This is a genomic window from Flavobacterium panacis, assembly GCF_024649945.1.
Lineage (GTDB): Bacteria > Bacteroidota > Bacteroidia > Flavobacteriales > Flavobacteriaceae > Flavobacterium > Flavobacterium panacis.
Map to the genome: position 1 here is coordinate 38,430 of NZ_JANKMS010000006.1, position 24,242 is coordinate 62,671.

A 24,242-nucleotide genomic window follows, 5' to 3' on the forward strand; every position below is an offset into this window, starting at 1 on the left:
ATTTGTTTTTGTTTGTTTTGCCACAAAGGCGCTAAGGCACGAAGGTTTTTATTTTTTTGTTCTCGCAAAGTCGCTAAATCGCAAAGTTTTGTTAGGATGAAAAACTATCTAATAAGTCTGCTCAATCTGCAAAATCTGCGAGAGATTAAAAAACTTAGTGTCTTAGCGTCTTTGTGGCAATAATTCTTACTCAACAGGAATCCTCAAATATTCACCCTTAAAACTTTGATTCAATGCCGTCATTTCTATTGGAGCATTAGAACCATCAGGAATCACTTCGATAGAAGCTTTTCCATTTGCCATTCTGATAGATTCGCTTCCAGTTGGTGTTCCTTGATTTTTCAGTGTTTTTCCTCCCTTTAAACATTGAAAATAAACACTCGCTTCATAATCTAAACAACGTAAATTGTTATTGTCAATAGCAATTGCGGTTACTAAATAATTTCCGTTTTTTAATTTCTCTGATGATAATTGTAGAGAAACTGCTGTATCATTTTTATTGAAACGATAATTTACTTTCAGTGTATCTGAAACTGTTTTTCCTTCTTTTGTTTTTCCAATGGCAATTAAAACATTTTCACCTTTAGTAAAATTGATATCCCAAGTCAAACCATTTGCAGGATACAGCGCAAGATTTCGCTGTTTTTCTCCTAATGATTTTCCGTTATGAGACAATGTTACTTTATCGCAATTACTGAAAACGCTGATTGTTCTCGGAGTATTTTCAGGACCTTGGCGTTCTGTCCATGTATGCGATTCGATGTACGTGAAAGGTTCCTTTGCCCAATAACTTTTAAAAACATAATACGCATCTTTCGGAACTCCGTTTCGATCTGTAAGCCCTTTTTGATTCATGTACGGAATATCATCTTCTGGACGTAACGGCGTTGCAAAATCCTTAAATGCCCATTGAACATTTCCCACAAAAGTTGGGTCATTCTCGGATATATGTAAATGCCAGTCAAACAAATCAACTATATAATTTTCGCTCCAATCGCCAATTTGAGCAATGTTTGCGACTTTAGTCTGTACAATCGCTTCTTCCCAGCCTTCGGCTTTTATGATATTTTCTCCAGTAATGGGATTTTCGCTGTGACGGCCCACATGACTATCTCCACCATATTCGGCATGAATGAAATGTTTGTATTCTTTCTTATAAACATCAATTGCTTTTTGATAGCTTTTGTAACTTCCAGAATACCAACCCGACCAAATCGAAGGAGAAAAAACATCTACAATATGTGAACCCTCGTAATATTTTCTAATAGCCGTTTTTCTTGTCGGATCTAGTTTGTGTGCGATATCATTCAATTCGGTCAAAAAGGCATTCGTTTTTTCTGCATTATCTCCATCAGGAAAATCTGGAAGCCAATTAATTTCATTTCCTAAAGACCAGATAATAATACTCGGATGGTTATAATTTTGATTGATGATTTCTTCCAGTATATTTTTGGCATTGGTTTTCCAAACTTCGTTTCCAATGCCACCACGACACCAAGGCAATTCATCCCAAACCAATAAACCTAATTCGTCGCAAGCTTTGTAAACTTCTGGATCTTGTGGATAATGTGCCAAACGGACAAAGTTTGCGCCCATTTCTTTTATCGATTTCATATCTGCCCAATGTTGTTCGTTGGTCATTGCTGCGCCAACTCCGGCTTGTTCTTCATGACGGTGCGTTCCGCGAATTAATAGACGTTTTCCGTTAAGGTAAAAAGGGCCATGATCTTTAAACTCAAACCATCTAAAACCTACTTTCTCGGTAATGCTGTCTTTAATTTGATTTTTTTCAGATAAAGAAGCCGTCAGTTTGTATAAATTCGGTTTTTCAGTATCCCAAAGTTCTGGGTTTTTGATGTTTTCGAAGGTGATAGTCGAAGTTTTATCCGAAACTGGAATTGTTTTGCTTGCTATTTTTTTTCCTTTCGGATTTTTTAATGTTATCGTCAATGATAAATCCTTCGAATTATCAGGATTTACAATAGAAGAAACGATTTGCACAGAAGTTTTTTTAGCCGAAACTTCTGGAGTAGTGATTTTGATATTGTCGATATGATTTTTGTATTTCGAAATCAACCAAACATCGCGCGTGATTCCGCCGTAAATAAAGAAATCACTTTTTTGAGAAGGAATAACTTCAATATCATAACTATTATCTACTCGAACAAAAATTTCGTTGTTTCCGTCTTTGATTAATTTCGTAATATCGATAGAAAAACCAATATAACCGCCAATATGTGAACCAGCTTCTTTGCCGTTTACATACACTTTAGTCGTTACATTTGATCCTTCAAAATATAGAGAATAAACTCGATTTGAATCGATTTTAGAAATGTTGAGTTTCTTTTGGTACCAACTTGCATCGCGTCGGTAACCAGGCATTAAATCGGTTGCATCTTCAGCATTCCAAGTGTGAGGTAAATTTAATGAAACCCAATTTGAAGCTTTCTGTGCTTCGTTGAGGTTTGATGTATGATTTTCTAAATAAAGCCAATTGTCATTAATGTTCGTCTTTGTCTGAGCAAAACTGCTGCTCAGACAAATTTGAAACAAAACAAAAAGCGCAAAAATTGGAAAAGTTTTATTCATAGGTACATAGGTTCATAGTTACAGAGGTTCAAAGGTTTTCTGGCTCAAAGGTTCAAGGATTCAAAACCTTTGTTACTTTGAACCTTTGAGCCTTTGTCCCTTTATTAAAGCTTCTAAAAAATAATAATCAGCGTAGATTATTGGTTCGTCAATTTCGTCGTGTTTTGGCCAGTTTCCAGTACTGTGATCGAATAGGAAAGGAGCTTTAATTTGTGTATCCAAAATATATTGATCTGTTTGCACGGAAGCCATTAGTTTATCGGCGAAAGCCAAATAACTTTTGTTTTTGGTGTAAGTATACAATTCGTATAATCCTGAAGCCATAACCATTGCGGCAGAAACATCTCTAGGAGCGTTTGGAATACTTGGATCTTTAAAATCCCAGTATGGAATTCCATCTTCTGGCAGATTTTTATTCACCATAAAATAATGTGCTGTTCCTTCAGCTTGATTCAAATAAGCTGGGTCTTTGGTATAACGATACGACATAGTAAATCCGTAAACTGCCCAAGCCTGACCGCGCGCCCAAACCGAATCGTCATTGTAACCTTGAAGCGTTGTTTTCTTTCTCACTTCGCCTGTTGTCGGATTATAGTCAATTACGTGATAGCAAGAATTGTCTTCTCTAAATTGGTTTTTTAAAGTCGTATTAGCATGCTGAATGGCGACATTACGATATTTTGGATTTCCAGATATTTTAGAAGCTTCGAAAAGCAATTCCAAATTCATCATGTTGTCAATGATTACGGGATAATCCCAAATTTCTTTGTTGAAATCCCAAGAACGAATTGAACCCACTTTTGGATTAAACCTTTTGCATATAGTTTCTGCGCCTTTCACAATTACTGCTTCGTATTCTTTCTTGTTTTCCACTTTTAGAGCTTCTCCAAAACTGCAAAACACTTTAAAACCTACGTCATGCGAATTACTATTGACACTTTCTTTTTTGCTGAAAGGAGTCCATTTTTGAGCTTGTTCTTTGTATTTTGAATCGCCTGTTAAACGGTATAATTGCCAAAGATTTCCAGCGAAGAAACCACTTGTCCAATCTCTCGACGGTACTTTACGAATTTCAAGCGTTTTGACATTCATGCTTCTCGGCATTGACATTGAATCGGCTGGATAATCTAGTAACATTTTGTAACGTGTTTCCAGTTTTTCTGTCGCAGCTGAGGTAGTTTTGGTTTGAGAATTAATTCTTGATTTGCATGCTGTAACCAGCGATGCAAACCCAAGAATTAAAGAAATGAAATTGATATTCTTCATATTAAATATTTTGTAATCGTGATTTTTTAGGACGCTGATTTATACAGATTTTTTGTTTCACGCAGATTTTTACAGATTAAAGCAGATTTAAAAAGGATTTTTTTGTTTTTACAATCTGTGCAAAAAAATTTTCTCTCGCAGATTTTGCAGATTTTTTATTTCATCCGCAGACAGATAGATTTTGAATTTATTTGCTAGAAAACTAAATCTGCGTTATCTGCTAAAATCCCTTTTAATCTGCGTGAAACCAAAATTCAAGAGAATAAAAATCCATTAAAATCTGTGTAAAAATTTTTTCTCTCGCAGATTTCGCAGATTTTGGAGATTTTGGAGATTTTTACTTCACGCAGGTTATTAAAAAAAATATAAAAAATTAGATCTTTAAAATAAATCTGCTCAATCTGCAAAATCTGCGGGAAACCAATTAAAGCGTAACGCAATAAAAAAATCCGTTAAAATCTGAGTCTTTGCGATAGCAAATCCGTGTCATCCGCGTTCAATCAATAACCAGGATTATTCGGTTTTAAATTCGGATTAATAGCCAATTCTGTTCCAGGCAATGGCCATAAATAATCTTTGTTTGAATCAAAATTAGCATGCGGTTCTAAACCATTTGGTCCAAATACTTCTGGTCCTATTTTTAGTCTTTTGATATCGTACCATCTTACATATTCAAAAGCCAATTCTAATCTTCTTTCATCGATAACCATTTTTCTAAAATCAGCCTGAGAAAGTCCCGGAGTTACATTTGCTGGAAAAGAAACCAATTTACCCGCTTTGTTTCTTGCTCTTGCACGAACACGATTTACGTAGCCATCTGCTTCTGTAGTTCCTGGAGTGATTTCGTTTAATGCTTCGGCTGCGGTTAATAAAACTTCTGCAAAACGCATTGTGATGTAATTGTGCTGAGAAGTTCTACCGTTAGCACCTGCTTTTCCAGGAAAGCGGAAATATTTTGCAATATGCGGACGAGGTGCTTTTTCGTTATCACTTGAAGGATAAACCTGTAAAGCGCCGCCTGGACCTGTTTTCTTTCTGATAATCGTATCAAAACTCACGGCTCTTCTATAATCTCTCTGATCCCAAGTATTGAATACTTTTAAAGAAGGAACAGCAACCGAGAAACCTTGTCCGTAACTGTAACTGTCATCTTTTAAAGAACCTGTAAAAAATGCTGTATAATCTTGACCGTAATTTCCTGATGTTAAGTTGTTAAAATCAACAGTAAAAAGTGGTTCTTTTAGAGAAGCTGTTTTTGTAGCGTTGAATAAATCCTGAAAATCTGCATCTAAACCTAAACCAAATTTGGCTTCGTTTGTAATCACATATTTTGCTTCGTCATAGGCTTTTTGAAAATTTCCTAAAGTCAAATAAACAGAAGCTAAATATCCTGCCGCTGTCCCTTTTCCAGGAACGGCTTTTACTTTTGGTTTATCTTCCAGCCATTGTTTTGCAAATTCCAAATCGGCGATAATTTTTGGATAAACATCAGCTTCTTTGGTTTTGCTCATAGAATTAATCTGTTTGACATCATTAACAACAAAATCAATGTATGGAATATCTCCAAAAAGACGAACTAAATGATAATACGTAAAAGCTCTTGCAAAATAAGCCTGTGCTACAATTGCATTTACCTTTGCAGGATCTCCTGGTGTTTTCTTCGCACCTTCGATTGCCTGATTGGCCGCTGTAATAATCACATAAGATTGTGGCCAAAAATTCGCTACAAGCGCATTCGTATCGTTCATAGACATGTCGTTTACATCAATACGCGCTGCTTGAGTGGTTCTGTCGCCAATATCAGACATATCGTCACGAAGCATCAAAGCAATTGTAAATTCTCTTCCCCAATAATTATTATGGGCAATATTGGCAAAAGCCCCGTTTACAGCTGCCTGTAAATCATCTGTGTTGTTGAAAAAGTTTTCTGGTCGAATAATTCCTACTGGTTTTTCTTCCAAATCAGAACAACTGAAAAAAGTGAGTGTTCCGAAGAATAGAAAAGCTATATATTTTTTCATGATATTTTTGTTTAACTAGAATTTTACATTAAGTCCCATTGTAAACGTTCTTACGTTTGGATAACCACCATAATCTAATCCTAAATTGGTGTTACTTCTTGAATTATTATCGTTTAAGTAGCTTGTTTCAGGATCTGTACCTGGATAATTGGTAATAGTCCAAAGGTTTTGTGCACTGATGTAAAAACGAACTTTGTTTAATCCCATTTTTGAAACAATGTTTTCGCTTAAACTATATCCTAAAGAGATGTTTTTCAAACGAATGTAACTTCCATCGTAAACAAATCTTGAGGTAATTCTTTTCGTTCTCGCTGCATTAATAGGAACGTTTGTATCTGTATTTGTTGGAGTCCAAGAATCTAAAACTTCTGTTGTAGCATTGTTATTTCCTGATGCTAGTTCCATCAAGGTGTAATTTAAAATTTGACCTCCTTGTGAACCTTGAAAGAAAATATTCAAATCCAGATTTTTATAACTGAAATCATTATTGAATCCGAAGATGAAATCAGGGTTTGGATTTCCGATAATTGTTTTATCCTGCGAATCTAATTTTCCGTCGCCATTTACATCTTTAAACTTTTCTCCGCCCGCAATAGTTTCAAAGTTTCCAGGTAAAACGGGTTCGCCTTGCTGAATTACGCCATCATAAACAAATCCGAAGAAAGAACCAACAGGCTGACCCACTCTTAAAATCTGAGATTCTGTTGCTAAGAAATGGCCGGGAGCAGAGTTAATTAATAAATCTTTGTTATCGGCTAATTTCAATACTTTGTTTTTGTTTGAAGAAATATTGAAGCTTGTTGACCAAGTAAAATCGGCACCAACAAAGTTTTTGGTATTAATACCCAATTCCCATCCTTTATTTTCCAATTCTCCAACGTTTTGAAGCTGTGAAGCAATTCCAGAAACTCCAGGAAGCGGTCTGTTAAAAAGCAAATCTTTAGTAATTGTTTTATAATAATCTGCTGTAATACTGATTCGGTTATCAAATAAACCCAAATCAATTCCGTAATCTTGCTGATAAGAAGTTTCCCATTTCAAATTCGGATTATCTAATGAAGTTAACTGAACTGCATTTACAATAACATCTCCGCTTACATAATAAATTTCAGAAAATCTCGAAAGAGTAGAATAAGCCCCAATTGAAGGATTACCTGTTGCACCGTAACTCGCTCTTAGTTTTAAGTTTGAAATCGTTTTGTTGTCTTTTAAGAAAGCTTCTTTACTAATATTCCATCCAATTGCTCCAGATGGAAAAGTTCCGTATTTGTAGTTTTTACTAAAGCTTGAAGAGCCATCTCGTCTTGCAGTGAAAGTCAATAAATAACGATCGTCGTAATCAAAATTCAACCTTCCAAAAGCAGAGATCAATTCTGTTTCAGACAAACCAGAATCTGGTTTTAAGAAAACAGTTCCAGCGCCTAAATTTCTATAGGAATTGGTATTAGTCAAAAATCCTCGTGAAGCCGCGTATGAATTTTCGTTTTTGTTTTTTTGATACGAATAACCACCAAGAACGGTTAAGATTCCTCTATCGATAATTTCACGCTTAAAAGTCAAATAATTCTCTGTAAGGAAAGAAGAAAATCGAGTATTGTTTACAGAAGCTTCTCCTTTAATGTTTTTTCCAGCAATTAGAGTTGACGGAATAAATCTTCCTGTTTGCGAATTGTTATCAGTTAAACCTAAAGTCGTTTTAAAATCTAAATCTTTTGTGATTTGATATTGCGCAAAGAAATTACTTCTGTTTACGATATTAACGGTTTCCAGAATGTTCTCCATTGCCGTTGCGTACGGATTATCAATATCATCTCCAATTGGCGCTGTTGTGGTATAAGTTCCATCAGCATTATAAATTCCTTTATCCGGCATAAAACGATATGCAGAAGCAATTACACCCGCGGCACCAGTTCCTCCAGCTCCCGTCTGGCTAATAATTCCTTCTTTGTTTTGTTTGCTTGTAAAAGTGTTTAAACCCACTTTGAATTTAGGAGATAAATCGGCTTCAAGATTCGCTACAATAGTGTATTTGTCAATTCCAGAATTAATTACAACACCATTTTGGTTAAAATAAGTTCCAGAAACATAATATCTCACGTTTTCAGACCCTCCAGAAAATGACAATTGTGTATTCGAAATCATTCCGTCGCGATAAATTATATCCTGCCAGTCTGAATTTGCTGGGCCTTGTGTATGTGTAGTAAAACTTTTTCTATAAGCAGCAAATTGATCGGCATTTAATAAATGCAGTTTGTTGTTCACAGATTGTATCGAAGTAGAATTACTAAACTCAATTACAGGTTTTCCTGGTTTCCCTTTTTTAGTGGTCACCATAATAACTCCGTTTGAACCTCTTGATCCGTAAATTGCCGTTGCCGATGCATCTTTTAAAACCTCAATAGAAGCAATGTCCTGTGGAGCAGGCATAGCAACGCCGGCAAAGCCATCAACCACAACAAGCGCATCACCACTTGCATTGATAGAAGTTCCACCACGAACTCTAATTTTTACTGGAGCACCAGGTTCACCACCATTATTGGTTTGTACCGATACACCAGCAGCGCGTCCTTGTAAAGCTTGCTCGGCATTTAAAACAGGAAAGGCAGTTAATTCTTTTGCCGTTACAGAAGATACAGATCCTGTAATATCACTCTTTTTACGAGTTCCGTATCCTACTACAATTACTTCGTCGAGGGCTTTTGTATCAGGTTTTAAACTTACGTTGATTACGTTTTTAGTTCCAACTGGAATCTCGACAGTTTGAAAGCCGACAAAATTGAAAACTAAAACAGCATTTTTTTCAGAAACTATAACACTATAATTTCCATCCATATCTGCAGAAGCTCCTACAGAAGAATTTTTAATATAGACATTTGCTCCAGGCAGTCCGAGTAAATCTTCGCTCGAAGTTACTTTTCCGGTAACTTTTCGTTCCTGTGCCTGCATCATGATATTTACCAGTAAAAAAGAGACCAGTAAGCACCATTTAAACGATTTGTTTTGTTGCTCTTTAAACATTCATTTTTTGGTTTTAAGGTTAGTGTTAGATAAAATAGAAAAGCAATAAACTCATTCCAATTATGATAATGACAAACAGAATTTGTAATAATAAGAAATTTGTTTTTTTGATTTTCATATCGCAAATGTAGAAGCCAAATAAGAAATAGAAATACAAAAAAGGGTATCTAAAAATACAGATACCCTTTTTTAAGCCCTTAAAACAGTGATTTTTTTAAATGGATGCAGAAGATTTAAAAAATTTGTCAGCAAATTGAGATGGAGTTTCTCCGTATTTTTTTTGAAAGCATTTGCTGAAATATTTCGGATTATTAAAACCGACTTTATAACTTATTTCAGAAACCGTTAATTTGTTTTGCTCTAATAATTGTGCCGCACGTTTTAATCTGATTTCATGAATGAATTCGTTTGGCGTACAATTTGTCCAAGCTTTAATTTTTAAAAATAACATGGTTCGACTTAGGCCTAATTCTGAACAGAAAAACGGAATATCAAATTGTTCGTTTGAAATATTTTCTTCTACAATCTTGAAGGCTTTTTTCAGTAATTCTTCATCCAGAGAAGAAACAGTAATTTCTGATGGAATAAAACTGTCTTCGCTAGAAAATTTAATTCTCAAACGTTCGGCCGAATTTAAAAGGTTTTTGACGCGGAGTTTAAATTCCATTAAATTAAATGGTTTGCTAATGTAATCATCGGCACCACTTTCTAATCCTTCAAATTTATACACTAATGAAGATCTTGAAGTCAGCAGAATAACAGGAATGTGACTGGTCTTGATGTTTTCTTTAATTTTTGAACAAAGTTCCGTTCCAACCATTTCAGGCATGATAACATCGCTTATAATCAAATTCGGAACGAATTTTAAAGCTTTTTCGAAGGCAATTTTTCCGTTTTCTGCTTCAATAATGTTGTAGTCTTTTTTGAGAAGGTTTTTCATGAACTTTCTCAAAACCTTATGATCTTCCACAATTAGAATGGTTTGTTTTTCTTCGTTTACAATGAAATCTTCAATGTCTTCGTTTTCGATTATTTCCGAAGGTTCCAATTGTGCATTATATTGTTCGATATCATCACTAATTTTAAAATCAGAAATAATTTCGTTGTCCAGAAGATGTTCGCGCCCAAGCGGTAAAGTCACGGTAAAAATAACCCCGCCAGTTGTTTTGTTTGTAACATCAATTTTTCCTTTATGAAGCTCGACAATGTTTTTTACGATTGAAAGTCCAATTCCAGTTCCTTTATTGTAGTTTTTTTGAACTTGATTGTGCATCGGAATTTCAAAAAACAAATCAAAAATCTTATTAATATGTTCTTCAGAAATTCCAACTCCAGAATCTTCAACCGCTATAAAAAGGTTTTGTTCATCGTGATTGATTTCAACTTTAATAGAACCACCTTTTGGAGTGTATCTAAAAGCATTTGAGATTAGATTATAGAAAACACGTTCCAATTTATATCTGTCAAAATAAACTAGAATTTCTTCGTTTTCAGTTTCAAATGAATAATCGTAACCGCCGTCTTTGGCATATTCTATAAAAGATAAAAAGATTTCTTTAGTGAATTTGACAATGTTTCCATTTGCTGATTCTAATGAAACTTGATGATTTTCTAATTTTCTAAAATCCATCAAACGGTTAATCAAACTCAACAAATGATTGGCGCTTCCTTCAATAACCAAAAGCTTTTTATACATTTCGTTGGTTCCGTTATAATCGGCTAGAATTTGCTGTAATGGGCCTAAAATCAAAGTCAAAGGCGTTCTAAATTCATGTGAAATATTGGTAAAGAAATCTAATTTCAGTTTGTTGTTTTCTTCAATTCGCTGCGTTTCTAGATATTCTAGTTCCAATTTTTGTTTCAATCTGGCTTTCGATTTCATAATCCAGATTAAACCATATAAACCTAAACCGATTATGATTCCGTATAATAAAAACGCCCAAATACTACGCCACGGAGCCGGATTTACAATTACGGTTAAAGTGGTTGGAGTCTGATTCCAAACGCCGTCATTATTGGCACCGCGAACTTCAAATGTGTACGTTCCTGCATTTTGAATTGCAAAATTGGCTTCGCTGTTTTTAGTTGTTGTCCAGTTATTTTCTAAGCCAACCAAACGATAACTGTATTGATTGTTTTTAGAACGAATATAGTTCGGAATAGCAAAACTGATAGAGAAGTTTGCCTTGTCGTAATCTAAAGTAATCGTTTTGGTAAAGCCGATGCTTTTTGCTAAAATGCCATTTTTGTCATGCGCATTTACGGTTTCATTTTTAATTTTCAAATCGGTTATTAAAACCTGTGGCGCAAATTGATTTAATGAAATTTTTGTTGGATCAAAAAAAGTAGCACCAGACGGACTTCCAAAATAAAACTGATTCGAACTTAGTTTTAAAGCCGAATTATCGTTGAATTCATTGCTGGCTAAACCATCCTTTTGATCATAAATTACAATATTTTTTTTGATGGTATTGTATTTAATAATTCCCTGATTTGTACTAATCCAGAGGTTTTTATTGTCATCTTCTAAAATCGAGTGAATAGAAGTGATAACCGTATTTCCAACTTTCAGATTGATTCGAGTGAATTTTTTTCCATCAAAATAATGAAGTCCTTTTGCTTTTGTACCAACCCAGATTTTGTTTTGGGAATCTTGGAACAGTGTCAAAATATCATCGCCAGATAAAGAAGAATGATCGTAGAAAAAATGCTGTATTTGGTATTTCTTCGGATTGAAATTTTGAAGCGGAATACGATTCAATCCATTTTGTGTTCCAACCCAAAGCGAATTTTGTTTGTCAATTAAAAGTGTGCGAAGAATATTATTGGTTAAAAAAACAGGTTTTGTATTATCATTTCCAATAATTTCAAAAGTTTTATGAGTTGTGTTATAGCGAATTAATCCTTTTCCAAAAGTTCCTATCCATAAAATATTTCCTTCTGTTTTAATGGAATAAACACCGCTTTCCTTTAATAATTCAGTTAAATCGGAAGCAATTCTATTGTCTTCCATTCTTTTTGAAACCGTATTGTAAGCAGATAAACCTTTAGAAAAAGTTCCAATCCATAAAATATGATCTTCGGATAGACACATCGATTTGATGTCATTTTTGTTCGTCTGACCAGTTTTACTGTTAATGTAATTTACTGTTTCGCTATTTCTGTTGAAAATTGTGATACCACCGCCTTCTGTTCCAAAATAGACGTTTTGGTTTTTATCTGTAATTATGGAACTGACAACATCAAAACTCATCGGAATTTTTTTAGAATTCTGATTGTAATTGGAGAAATTGACATTCGAAACATCCCAAAGATTTACGCCTTTGTAATAACAGCCAATCCAAATTGAACCTTTTTTATCCATAAAAACCGACTTTACTTTGTCGATTCCGTTGCTATTATTGCTGTTGTTTATTTTTTGAAGACTTTTATCAGAACCTAAAATATAAATTCCGTCATAGGCACCAATCCATAAAAAACCTTGTTTATCAAGAACCAAAGATCGAATATCAGTATTGATTTCTGCATATTGAGAAGCATCTAAAAAAGAAACAAATGCCTTTTGTTTGATATCGAATTTTAAAAGCCCTTTGTTTTTTGTTCCAACCCATAAATTACCATTTTGATCTTCAATAACCGATTGTACATTTAATAAATCAACCGAATTTAAAGGATAATTTTTAAAAGAAAATTTGCCACCTTTTCTGTTTATAACCTGGCATAAACCTTTTGTAGTTCCAATCCACACTTCGCCTTTTTTGGTTTTTAAAATGCTGAGAATGTTATTGCTTGGCAGGGTTGAATTATCATTATCTGAATGAAAAACAGAGATAAAACGTTTTGTTTTTTTATTATAAATAGTTAATCCTTTTGAAGTTCCAAACCACATTTCGCCTCCAATTTCTCGAATACTCCAAACGGCATTATTGCTTATGGTATGATTGGCTTTGGTGTGAAGATATCTTGTAAATCGATTAGAAATGGGATCGTAACAATTTAAACCATTGTAAGTTCCAACCCAGATTTTTCCCGAATTGTCTTCTTCAATAGCCAAAATATCATTGTTGCTGATGGAATATTTATCAGAAGCATCATTTCTGAAAATGGTAAATCGGCTTCCATCGTATTTGTTTAAACCATCTCGGGTTCCAAACCACATCTGCCCAAATTTATCTTGATGAATGGCAATAACAGAACTCTGTGAAAGCCCGTCGGTAGTCGAGAAGTTTTTAAGGCGGTATTTATTTTGGGAGAATAAATTACCGAAAACAAATACAATTGTGAGAAAAGCTATTTTATATTTCATAGCGTTTTATTTTAGGTTTTTGCCACAGATTACACAGACTAAATCATTGTTTTCTTAGTATTGAAAATTAGCCACGAATGCACGAATTATTTATAATTTAAATTGGAGTAATTCGTCATTTCAACACAAATAAAATCAACTCAAAGAATTAGAGAAAATTAGTGAATTCGTGGCGAAAAAAAACTTGTAATTTGTGGCAGATATTTAGGCTATTTTAAGCGTTTTTTTAATTGATAATCGTAAAGAGACGGAATTTTTTCAACAGGCATATTTAAAAACTCAATATACGGATCAATATCATATTTGATTTCAAATTTTGCATTTCCATGAACACCAATTATTCTGGCTAAAGCGCCGTCTTTCATTCCGTACAATAAAACTGTTTTTGATGCCTCTGGATTTTCAACCTGAACATTCAGATTCCAAAACGTACTGAAAGGTCCGTGAGAAGGTTTCCAGTAATCAGCACCGCCACCGCCAAATACAGCGTAACTATTGGTTTTATCTGCTTTTAAATGAACAGTAATATTATCAAATAAATTCTGATGATTCGCTCCTGAATGCTGATCTAACACGGGATCTGTAAAAATTTCACAATTTTGATATACGTTTTTTGTCGCAAAAGTGTTGAAACTTAATGGATGAACCGCCGAATTATAGATTTTTAGATTCTTCACCAAAATATTATGTACGCCACCTAAAGTTACGGTATAATGTGCTAAATGCGGTCCATCTGTCGTAATATCTTGAATGGTGACATTAGCAACTTCTTCGGCTAAAATTCCGCTGTCGGCATTTGTGATTTTAACATCTTTAACCCAGCTGTTGAAAAGGCGTGTTAAGAAGATTCCATTATTTCCGGGCTCAACATGATGTGCCACTCTCGGAATATCAGGAAAAGTAAAACGAAGATGTTCAATTCCGACCTCATTTAAATGTTTCCATTCGACTAACAGTGCTTGATAACTTGGTTTGATCGAAATAGTTAAAGGTGTTTTTAAAGTGATTTTTGAACCAGAAATTTTAGTGATTTCAACCTGCTGTCTCACGATTGGAAGTTTTGGAAACTGCCAGTGATGTGAGCCGGGTTTAACTTTGGCACCTTGATATAAATCCTGAATGATTTCACCGTTCTGGCCGTCTTTATTAAACAATTGCAATTCGACAACATCACCAACTTTCAAACCTTTTACATCTGAAACCGTAATAACATGTTCGCCCATTTTCCCTGAACTCACTTTTGCCAGCGGATTCGATTCTGGTTCGTATTTATCCAAATACGATTTTACACGTTCCCCTGGAACCTGTGTCCATATAAAACCACCAGACCATGCATATTGAGAAAAAGGAAGATCAATATTATTTTCAGGTTCGCGTTGTCTTTTGTCAAAAGTGGTTAAATATTCTCGAAGCTCAGCCAAAACCTCAGAATCTTTAAGATACATCATGGGTCTTGGACAATAAATTTCGGTTCCGTTTTCGGCAGAACCAGCGCCTCGAAGTACAAAATTGCTTCTTTCGATGTAGAGAATTTCGCTGAGAATAATTCGTCCTGCTGGCAATTGTAAAATTACATTTCCTTCAACGGTATTAGCGGCTTTAAACGCTTTTAAAAGCGCTTTTGAATCGTCAAGATTATCATTTGCTTTTACGCCGAAATCAGTGGCGTTAATAACCTTTCCTTTGGTTTCAGGAATTTGGCTTTCGCCGAAGTGATAGCCTGCATAGCTGAAATCAGGAAGATAGTTGGTTTTTGAAGTAATAATTTTAGGTAATTCCTGCGATAATAAGGTATTCATGAAAAGACCGCAGGAGATAAGAATGGTTTGGCGAATCATGGTTTTGTGGTTTTTGTGGTTAGTTAGTTTTTTTGTGTTGATTTGCCACGAAGACGCTAAGGCGCGAAGATTTTTAAGCCACAGATTAATGGATTAAAAGAATTTTATTTCACGCAGATTTTGCTGATTGGAGCAGATTTAATTTAGATTTTTATTTTAAAACAAATCTGCTTAAATCTTTTTAAATCTGCGTGAAACAAAAAAAACTTTGCGTCTCAGCGACTTCGCGAGACTAAAAACACAAAGCTTAAGAAAAACTTCGTGCCTTAGTGTCTTAGCGGCAAAACCCCCACTATAAAGATCGCTTAATCCCTAATTCAAGTCCGCGTAGTTCTGCAAGACCTCTTAAACGGCCAATTGCAGAATATCCTGGATTTGTTTTTTTCTTCAAATCATCCAGCATTTGGTGTCCGTGGTCAGGGCGCATTGGTAATTTGCTGTTGTTTCTTTTCTCCACTTCCAAAATTGCTTTTACAACTTCGTACATGTCAACGTTTCCTTCTAGATGATTGGCTTCGTAGAAACTTCCTTCTTCGTCGCGTTGTGTGCTTCTCAAGTGAATAAAATTCATTTTATCGCCATGACGTCTTACCATTCCAGGTAAATCATTATCTGCGCGAACTCCGTAAGAACCTGTACACATCGTAAATCCGTTTGATGGAGAAGGAGCAGCATTCATTAAATCAATCAAATCTTCTTCGGTACTTACTACTCTTGGTAAACCTAAAATTGGATAAGGTGGATCGTCTGGGTGAATTGCCATTAAAACGCCTTTACTTTCAGCAACTGGAATAATTTCTTTTAAAAAGTGAAAAAGATTATCCTTTAAAGCCTGTCTGTCAATATGATTGTAAGCGCTCAAAGTCACCAAGAAATCTTCAACAGAATAAGCTTCTTCAGCACCTGGAAGTCCTGCCAGAATGTTTTGCTGTAATTTTACTTTATCCTCAGCATTCATAGCTTCAAAATAGCTTTTTGCTTTTTGTTTTTGCTCTTCAGAATATTCGTTTTCAGCACCTGGTCTTTTCAAAATAAACAATTCAAAAGCGGCAAAAGCATTAATATCAAAACGCAATGCTTTTGAACCATCTTCAACAGTATAAGACAAATCAGTTCTTGACCAATCCAAAACAGGCATGAAATTATAACACACACATTTAATACCGCATAAAGCTAAGTTTCTAATGCTTTCTTTATAGTTTTCAATGTACTCTAAATATTTTCCAGTCTGTTTTTTAATGTCTTCGTGAACCGGAATACTTTCTACAACCGACCAAGTTAAACCAGAAGCTCCTTTTTTAGGATCTCCATCTTCATGTTCGATTTCAACTTTTCTTTTAATAATTTCATCAATGCTCCAAACCTGTCCGTTTGGAATATGGTGTAAAGCCGTTACGATTCCCGTCGCTCCAGTTTGTTTAATATCTTGTAAAGAAACAGGATCATTTGGTCCGAACCATCTTAATGTTTGTTCCATTTTATGTAATTTATTTTAATGTTTTAGATACTTGTAGCGGCAAAACCACCGTCTACTTTTAATGTTATTCCCGTTACGAATTTCGACATGTCACTGCATAAGAATAAAAGTGCACCGTCAATATCTTCTGGAGAACCAAATCTTCCCATTGGTGTGTGGTCAATGATTTTTTCTCCTCTTGGCGTTAGTTTTCCTTCTGGAGTTAATAATAAGGCACGATTTTGTTCTCCGATGAAGAATCCTGGAGAAATAGCATTTACACGAAGTCCTTCACCATATTTAGAGGCTAATTCAACCGCCATCCATTGTGTAAAGTTATCAATTGCCGCTTTTGAAGCCGAATATCCCACAACTCTTGTTAAAGGTCTTTGAGCCGAAGCCGATGAAATGTTGATAATGTTTCCTGATTTCTGCTTTGCAAAAAGTTCAGCAAAAACCTGAGAAGGAAGCATAGTTCCGATAATATTCAAATCGATTACTTTTTGAAGATCATCACTTTTCATATCATAAATAGCTTGATCTGGCTGAATTGTTGCACCTGGCATATTTCCTCCAGCGCCATTAATCAAAATGTCAAGACGACCGTATTTTTCAACGATAAAATCTCTCACTTTTTCTATTTCTTCTTTGTTTAAAACATTCGCCTGAACAGCAAAACCTTGTCCGCCGTTTGCTTCGATAGTTTTTACAGTGCTTTGTGCTTTTTCAAGTGACTGCGAAACGATTCCGACGATAACGCCTTGTTTCGCCAAAACATTGGCAAAATTACTTCCTAATACTCCTGCACCTCCTGTTATTAGTGCAATTTTACCTTTTAGATTAAATATTGAATCCATTTTTAGTTTTAATTTTCAATACTTTAAATTCCAATTTTGAAAGAGAAAGTATGGTTATGATTTAGTTTTAATGTTTAAGTTTTAATTGGAATTTGGTCCCGATAACTATCGGGATGAAATTTAATTTCTAATTGCCTCAATCAAATCCAAAACTCTTTTTGTTTCTTTTTCGATTGTTTCGTAAGCTTCGTATTCCATTACTTCTTTACTAATTAATTTGCTTCCCATTCCCACAGCAGAAACACCAGCATTAAACCAAGTTTCAATACTTTGTTTAGTGGTATCAACTCCGCCAGTCGGCATAAAAGTTAAATCTGGGAAAACATCTCTAATGCCGCTCATAAATTCCGGACCTAAAATATTTCCTGGGAAAAGTTTAATGAATTTTACACCTGCATTTTCAGCCGCAATAATTTCTGTTGGCGTCATACAGCCAGGTGCATATAAAACTTCTTTTCCGATTAAAAAAGAAGCTACTTCAGGAACAAATCCGGGACTGATAAAAAAGTCAGCTCCAGCTAAATAATAGGTTTCAGCCTGCGCTAAATTTTTGATTGTTCCAATTCCTAAAAGCATTCCTGGCAATTCAGCATTTCTTACTTCAATCATTTTGTTGAAGTTTGAAAGAGCTTCGGGACCGCGGCTTGTATATTCTACAGCTCTGATTCCTACATTATAAAGTGTTTTTAAGATAGCAACACTTTTATTTTCATCGGCATTAAAATATAAAGGAAGCATTCCTTGTTGTAGAATAACTTCTATAGCGTTTTCAATTGTACTCATTTACTATATTTTTACTTTTATTACAATTTTCTTCAATAATCCTTCTCCAATCATTGCGGTGTGTACATCTTCAGGAAATAAGATGGCAAATTGTTTTTCTTGTAATTGAAAAAAGGTATCAGGAGCATCATGGAAAAAACGGACATCTCTTTCGTCGCTGTAATCGCCATTTGGGCTCACACATTTTTCTCTCGGTTTCCATGCAAAAGTTTCAGGTCCTTTGATTGAAATCTGAATATCAATGTTTTTATCATGACATTCAAATCCTTTTACGGCTTCTTCTTTTGTATTTCCTTGTCCAACAATTACAATGAGTTTTAAACCTTCGCCAATTTCAAAAGCACCTTCTTCAAGATTAGCAATATCATTCTGATTTACATAATCAAATGCTTTTTTAAAGTTCGGATGCAGATTGTAATATTTAGCTGCGTTATGTAATGAATCTACTATCATTTTATTAGTTATTGTTTTGTTTTTAATAGTTAGTTTTCAATAGATAACATAAAAAAAGAATTGTTTTTTTAATGTTATGTGTATATTTGCGTGTGCGTACACGGTATTTTACAAATGTATGTAAAATGCGCTGTAAAACAACTTATTTTTGATAAAATAAATTAATTTTACCGCACTGCTTTTATTTTTTTAACTTAAATAGAATCAATATCATAACAATTAAGAAAATTGCCGAACTAGCTAATGTTTCTCCCGGAACGGTTGACAGAATCATACACAAACGCGGACAAGTGGCGCAGGAAACGGTTGATAAAGTCAATGCGATAATTGAAGAGTTTGGTTATAAGCGAAACATTCTGGCAAGTAATCTGGCATTAAACAAAAAATTTCATTTTGCTGTTTTTCTACCAAAGTCTGAAACTTTGGAATATTGGAGAAGTCAGGTTGACGGAATCGAAAAAGCTGCTGTAGAGTTTAGTAAATTCGGAATCGTTCTGGATTATTTTTTCTACGATTACAATCTGGTTTCTTTTAAGGAAACAGTTCAAAAAGTGATGCAGTTTGATTGCGATGGTTTGTTGTTCGCGCCAATATTTTATCAAGATTCTGTCGATTTTTTACATGAATATCAAAAGAAAGATATTCCAGTTGTGATGATTGATTCTAATATTTCTGAAGAAAATCAGCACGCTTATGTAGGACAGGATGCATTTCAGAGTGGATATCTGGCGGGAAGATTAATCAGTTTTGCTGTTAAAAATGAAAGACAGGTTTTGATTTTTAAAATTACCAGAGAAATAGAAAGTACTTCAGTTTATTTACAACGAATTGATGGTTTTTATTCTTATTTTAAAGATCACGATGAATTGACCAATTTCAAGTTTTCTGAAGTTACTTTAAAAGATTCCAAAATAGATCAGTTGAGTTTGGAAATGTTTTCTGGTGTAAACAGTGTTTTTGTACCGAATTCCAGAGCTTATATTGTTGCTGAGTTTTTAGATAAAAACAATATAAAAGGCGTGCGCATAATTGGTTATGATTTGTTGAAAGAAAATATAGAATACCTAAACAAAGGAGTAATTGATTTTTTGATCAACCAAAGACCCGAAGATCAAGGTTACATGGGGATTAATTATTTATACAAGAAATTGGTCCTTCAAGAAGAAACAGAAAAGACACATTATATTCCATTGGAGATTATTTTGAAGGAGAATTATTTTCCTGCTAAGCGATAGTTGTTTAGCCACAGATTATAGGATTAAAATGATTTTATTTCACGCAGATTTTGCTGATTGAAGCAGATTTAATTAAGATTTTAATTTAAAGCAAATCTGCTTAAATCTTTTTAAATCTGCGTGAAACAAAAAAAAGCATCTCAGTTCCGATAGCCATCGGGATGGCGAGACTAAAAATGAAGCTTAGGAAAGAAAAAATCTTTGTGTCTTAGCGCCTTAGTGGCAAAACCCATTATTTCTTAACCTTCACAATCAAAGGATTATTAATCTTCTCAGCAAAAGAACTTAAATATTTTTCCCATTCTTGTTTAGTCTGAAACGGACTTCCTTTTTTCCAACCGAAACCAGCATAATACAGTGCTTTTCCGTTTTTAACGGCAATATTTCCGTAAAGATTACTTAATTCTTTTTCATCAGTAATGTGATTATCAAAACTAACTACAGAAGCTTTTGGAATAACTAAGCCCATTCCAATTTCAGAATCGTCAATTGGCTCCCAATAACTTGCCCAGCCTTCTTTTAAATTTGTTTCTGAAACTCCTTTTTTGTCGTGTAATGTCAATCCAGCAGAAACAGTTTTAGTTCCTGTAATGGTAACTTCAAAACGAGAAAGCTGGCTTCCATAATCTAAACTGATTAATTTAGATTCTGTTATTTTATTGCCTTTTGCGTCCCAATCGGCATAAGTTAAAATAAAACTAGTTCGGATTGGTCCCGTTGTAATGGTTTTCCAACTGATGAAATTTTTAGAAAAATAATATTTACCATCTACATTTACTGCAATTCCACCAATACCACGGCTGTCTCCAACCTGAAAATTATCTAAACCTTCTCCTGTATCTTTATGGTAACTTCCAGTTCCGTTTACGGTTTTTTCGTACCATTTGTTAATTATTGGATATTCCACTTTTTTTAGCCATGCGTCAATTCCGCTGGTTAAAGTACCTCCAGGAACTTTGTCTTCGACCATTTTTTGTGCCACAGGTCCGTAAGTTCTAAAGGCAACTTTGTTGTTTTCCCAAGCATAATCGTCTGTACGTTCGGGAACAAAACGAGAATAACAGCTAATTACTTTTGAAGCTGAGGGATTTGTCCCTTTCAAAACCTCAAAATCTTGTTTAGAAGAAGCTTTAATTTTAGGTTGAAATAAAATAACATCCATGATTCCGTCACCATCATTATCAACAGTTTGACTTTCTAAAAATGAATTATTGCTTAAATCTTTTACAACATAATTTTCAAGTTTTGAATCTGAGGCTAAACCAAGTACTTTTTTAGTTAATTCTATGGTTTCAAATTCGCGGTCAACTTTTAAATTATTGCTAATTGTTACGATTTTATTCTGTGATTGCATGGCAAAACTTCCAGCCAGAATTGCAGTGAGTAAAAGATGTTTTTTCAAAATTTATAGTTTTAATTTTTTAAAAGAAATCAATTTAATAGTATTTTATAAAAGTACGAATCATAAAATGAATGGAAATACAAAAGCGGAGTAATTTTGTACAAAAGTTTGAAAATGAAGTAGTGAATTATTTTTTGTACTTTACATTCGCCTTGTTTTTAGTAGGTATAATTTTGTAATTAAATGAAAATCAATAAAATGGTTAAGTGTATTATTTTCGATTGTGACGGAGTTTTAGTTGATACAGAAAAAATTGGTAATGGAGTATTACTTCAGATGGCGTCAGAACATGGTTTTAAAATGGAAATTGAAGATGCATATCATTATTTTAATGGAGTAAGTTTGAAGAATTGCTTTTTACAGATTGAAGCAGCTATTGGTAAAAAACTTCCTGAAGATTTTGAAGAGAATTATAGAGAAAGAAGTTTTGAAGCTTTTAAAAAAGAAGCAAAACCAATGGATGGAATTTTTGATTTTTTAAATAAACTTACAATTCCATATTGTACAGCTTCTAGCGGACCTCTTGAAAAAATAAGACTTAATCTTGGATTAGCAGGTTTACTTGATAAGTTCGAAGGAAGGATATTTAGTTCTTATATAATTAAGAGTTGGAAACCAGATCCTGAAATCTTCTTACACGCAGCCAATGAAATGGGGTTTGAAGTTAAAGATTGTATTGTTATAGAAGATAGTGTTGCTGGAGTACGGGCAGGTCTTAAAGGCGGATTTAAAGTTTATGGTTTTGCAAATGGTTTCAATAATACTGATTTGGAAGAAGAAGGAGCAGAGCTTTTTGGTAGTTATGAGGAATTGAGTAAAAAACTTGATTTATAAAGATTATCATTCCATAACACTTAGATAAACTAATTTTAGGTTTAAATTGATAAAATTGCGGTCAGTTAAAAATTTCAAAACTTCTGATAAGTCCCCAGTTTATTAAAGTTAAAAACCTATGAATTTAAAATTTACTTCACTTTTTATAGTGTCATTTTTTGTTGTCTTGAATAGTTCCATTTCGGCACAAAAAACTAAAGATCTAAACGGAACACAAATTGCTTTTTTGTCCGATGTTCATTTGCAGGACTTATTTGGCAAATTTTCAGATTCTGATTACAAAGGCGTTTTAAATCCAAAAACAGGTCAATATGTACTAGTCAGAACAATGGCGTCTCAGCTGCATTCTACCAGAATTTTTAATGAAAATTATTTTGCTTTTCTAGCGGCTTTAGAAGATATCGCTAAACGAAAAATAAAATACGTAGCACTTCCTGGAGATTATACCGATGATGGTCAGCCCATTCATGTTAAAGGATTAGCCAAAATTTTAGAACAATACAGTAAAAAATATAATATTGAATTCTTTATTACAACCGGAAATCACGATCCCGTTGGACCTTTTGCACAAGAATCTGGTAAAGAAGATTTCTTAGGAAAAGAAGGTAAAAGTCAGCCCATTTATAGCAAAGACGGCATGTATAAGCCCAATTTAAACATCGAACAGCCCCTCGTCATAACGGCCGATATTGCTAAAATGGGTTATTTAGGGATTACTGATAATCTGAAAGAATTCGGTTTTCATCCAAGTCATAAGAATAAATTTTGGGCAACTCCATTTTCGAATTATTCTAGTGAAAATTATTCGTTTGAAAAAGCTTCAGAAAGCGCTAAGTTATCTAAACGAATTTATGAAGTTGCGCCTGGTTATGTTGTTCCAGACGTTAGTTATGTAGTAGAACCAATTGATGGACTTTGGCTTATGGCAATTGATGGAAATGTTTATATTCCAAAGAAAACCGATGGTGATCCAAGAGATTCTAAAAGTTATTCAGAAGCCAGTACAGGTTATAATAATGTGCTTTCAAACAAAAAACATTTGATTGAATGGGTTTCCACTATTTCGGCAGAAGCTAAAAAACACGGCAAAACTTTAGTTGCTTTCAGTCATTTTCCGATGATTGATTTTAATGATGATGCTTCTGCAGAAATAAAAGAATTGCTTGGTCCAAACAAATGGCAGCTCAACAGAGTTCCCGTTGAAGAAGTAGCACAAGTTTTTGCTGATGCAGGTTTGAAGATTCATTTTGGAGGTCATATGCATATTAATGACACAGGAGTAAGAACGACTCCAAAAGGAAACACTTTAGTAAATGTTCAGACACCTTCGCTTGCCGCTTATATTCCGGCCTATAAGCTACTGACTTTAAAAAAAGATAATGTAATAGATATTCAGACTATTACAATTGACAATGTTCCAAGATATGACGAGTTATTTGATTTGTATAAAACAGAATATCAGTTTTTGGAAAGTCAGAATACGAAAGACATTTGGAATATTGATATTTTAAAAACCAAAAATTATCACGATTTTACCGATTTTCATTTGAAAGAATTAGTGCGACTTCGTTTTTTAAAAGACGATTGGCCAAATGTGTTCAAAGATTTTATACTGAATGTTTCTGCAAAAGATTTATTGGTTTTGGCGAATATTCAATCAAATAGTAATTTTGATTATGATTTTATTCTAAACAATAAAGAACATTTTCAAAAAGAATGGAAAGATGCGGAATTAAAATCTCAACAAATTCTAACTCAAAATAAACTTAAAGAGACAGATTTTAACTGGACAGGAAATGATCTTTTAATTGATTTTTATCGTTTTAGAAGTGCAGATGAATTGGCTTTTACAGATGTTTCAGAGAAAAGAGCGATATCTTATAAAGTGTTGTCAAAACTATTTTTGGACGCTAAAGAGGAGAATATTAAGCCTTTGCAGAAGCAAATGAAATTATTCTTTATAATCTTCAATAAATTTATGCACGAAGTTCCTGCAGATCATTTTACTGTTGATTTGAAAACGGGAGAGATTAACCGCAAAGAGCGCTAAGAATTTACGCCAAGCACACAAATTTTTTTAATCTCGCAAAGGCGCAGAGTCGCAAAGAATATAAAAAACTTTGCGACTCTGCGTCTTTGCGAGCAATTTAAAAGCAATTTCTCAAAGCCAAATGATAAAGCTTT

The 24,242-nt window shown here is 34.1% G+C and carries 14 protein-coding genes; 3 read left to right on the top strand and 11 right to left on the bottom strand.

Annotated features, from left to right (window positions below):
• Positions 1 to 186 precede the first annotated feature (186 nt).
• The 10 genes from NQQ59_RS13835 to NQQ59_RS13880 form a co-directional block, all read right to left on the bottom strand.
• Positions 187 to 2,589 (bottom strand): glycoside hydrolase family 2 protein, encoded by a 2,403-nt coding sequence (locus NQQ59_RS13835; RefSeq protein ID WP_144219485.1) that lies wholly within the window; start codon positions 2,587 to 2,589, stop codon positions 187 to 189.
• A gap of 72 nt (positions 2,590 to 2,661) precedes the next feature.
• Positions 2,662 to 3,855 carry a glycoside hydrolase family 88 protein gene (locus tag NQQ59_RS13840; RefSeq protein WP_144219486.1) on the bottom strand — a complete coding sequence of 398 codons (1,194 nt, stop codon included), beginning with the start codon at positions 3,853 to 3,855 and terminating at the stop codon, positions 2,662 to 2,664.
• Positions 3,856 to 4,355: 500 nt separating this feature from the next.
• A complete protein-coding gene (locus NQQ59_RS13845; RefSeq protein WP_144219487.1) occupies positions 4,356 to 5,876 on the bottom strand; it encodes a RagB/SusD family nutrient uptake outer membrane protein in 1,521 nt (506 codons plus the stop codon).
• A gap of 15 nt (positions 5,877 to 5,891) precedes the next feature.
• Entirely contained in the window at positions 5,892 to 8,894 is a 3,003-nt protein-coding gene (locus tag NQQ59_RS13850; protein ID WP_144219488.1) for a SusC/RagA family TonB-linked outer membrane protein, read from the bottom strand.
• A gap of 214 nt (positions 8,895 to 9,108) precedes the next feature.
• Positions 9,109 to 13,200 (bottom strand): two-component regulator propeller domain-containing protein, encoded by a 4,092-nt coding sequence (locus NQQ59_RS13855; RefSeq protein ID WP_144219489.1) that lies wholly within the window; start codon positions 13,198 to 13,200, stop codon positions 9,109 to 9,111.
• Positions 13,201 to 13,409: 209 nt separating this feature from the next.
• Positions 13,410 to 15,038, bottom strand: coding sequence for a hypothetical protein (locus NQQ59_RS13860; RefSeq protein ID WP_144219490.1), 1,629 nt, complete (start codon positions 15,036 to 15,038; stop codon positions 13,410 to 13,412).
• Positions 15,039 to 15,330: 292 nt separating this feature from the next.
• Positions 15,331 to 16,515, bottom strand: coding sequence for a mannonate dehydratase (gene uxuA, locus NQQ59_RS13865; protein ID WP_144219491.1), 1,185 nt, complete (start codon positions 16,513 to 16,515; stop codon positions 15,331 to 15,333).
• A 23-nt stretch (positions 16,516 to 16,538) separates the two neighbouring features.
• Positions 16,539 to 17,351, bottom strand: coding sequence for an SDR family oxidoreductase (locus NQQ59_RS13870; RefSeq protein ID WP_144219492.1), 813 nt, complete (start codon positions 17,349 to 17,351; stop codon positions 16,539 to 16,541).
• A gap of 120 nt (positions 17,352 to 17,471) precedes the next feature.
• Entirely contained in the window at positions 17,472 to 18,134 is a 663-nt protein-coding gene (locus NQQ59_RS13875) for a bifunctional 4-hydroxy-2-oxoglutarate aldolase/2-dehydro-3-deoxy-phosphogluconate aldolase (protein WP_144219493.1), read from the bottom strand.
• A gap of 3 nt (positions 18,135 to 18,137) precedes the next feature.
• A complete protein-coding gene (locus NQQ59_RS13880) occupies positions 18,138 to 18,587 on the bottom strand; it encodes a YhcH/YjgK/YiaL family protein (RefSeq protein WP_144219494.1) in 450 nt (149 codons plus the stop codon).
• Positions 18,588 to 18,814: 227 nt separating this feature from the next.
• Here NQQ59_RS13880 and NQQ59_RS13885 point away from each other — a divergent pair, with 227 nt between their 5' ends.
• Entirely contained in the window at positions 18,815 to 19,822 is a 1,008-nt protein-coding gene (locus NQQ59_RS13885) for a LacI family DNA-binding transcriptional regulator (RefSeq protein ID WP_144219495.1), read from the top strand.
• A gap of 232 nt (positions 19,823 to 20,054) precedes the next feature.
• On the opposite strand, the gene NQQ59_RS13890 is transcribed toward NQQ59_RS13885, so the two are convergent.
• Positions 20,055 to 21,224 (bottom strand): DUF4861 family protein, encoded by a 1,170-nt coding sequence (locus tag NQQ59_RS13890; protein WP_144219496.1) that lies wholly within the window; start codon positions 21,222 to 21,224, stop codon positions 20,055 to 20,057.
• Positions 21,225 to 21,407: 183 nt separating this feature from the next.
• Between NQQ59_RS13890 and NQQ59_RS13895 the strand changes: the two genes are divergently transcribed.
• Complete coding sequence (locus NQQ59_RS13895) at positions 21,408 to 22,058, top strand: HAD family hydrolase (protein WP_257698316.1); 651 nt, start codon at positions 21,408 to 21,410, stop codon at positions 22,056 to 22,058.
• 118 nt (positions 22,059 to 22,176) lie between these two features.
• On the top strand, positions 22,177 to 24,108 hold the full coding sequence (locus NQQ59_RS13900) for a metallophosphoesterase family protein (RefSeq protein WP_144219497.1): 1,932 nt from the start codon (positions 22,177 to 22,179) through the stop codon (positions 24,106 to 24,108).
• The last annotated feature ends 134 nt before the right edge of the window (positions 24,109 to 24,242 follow it).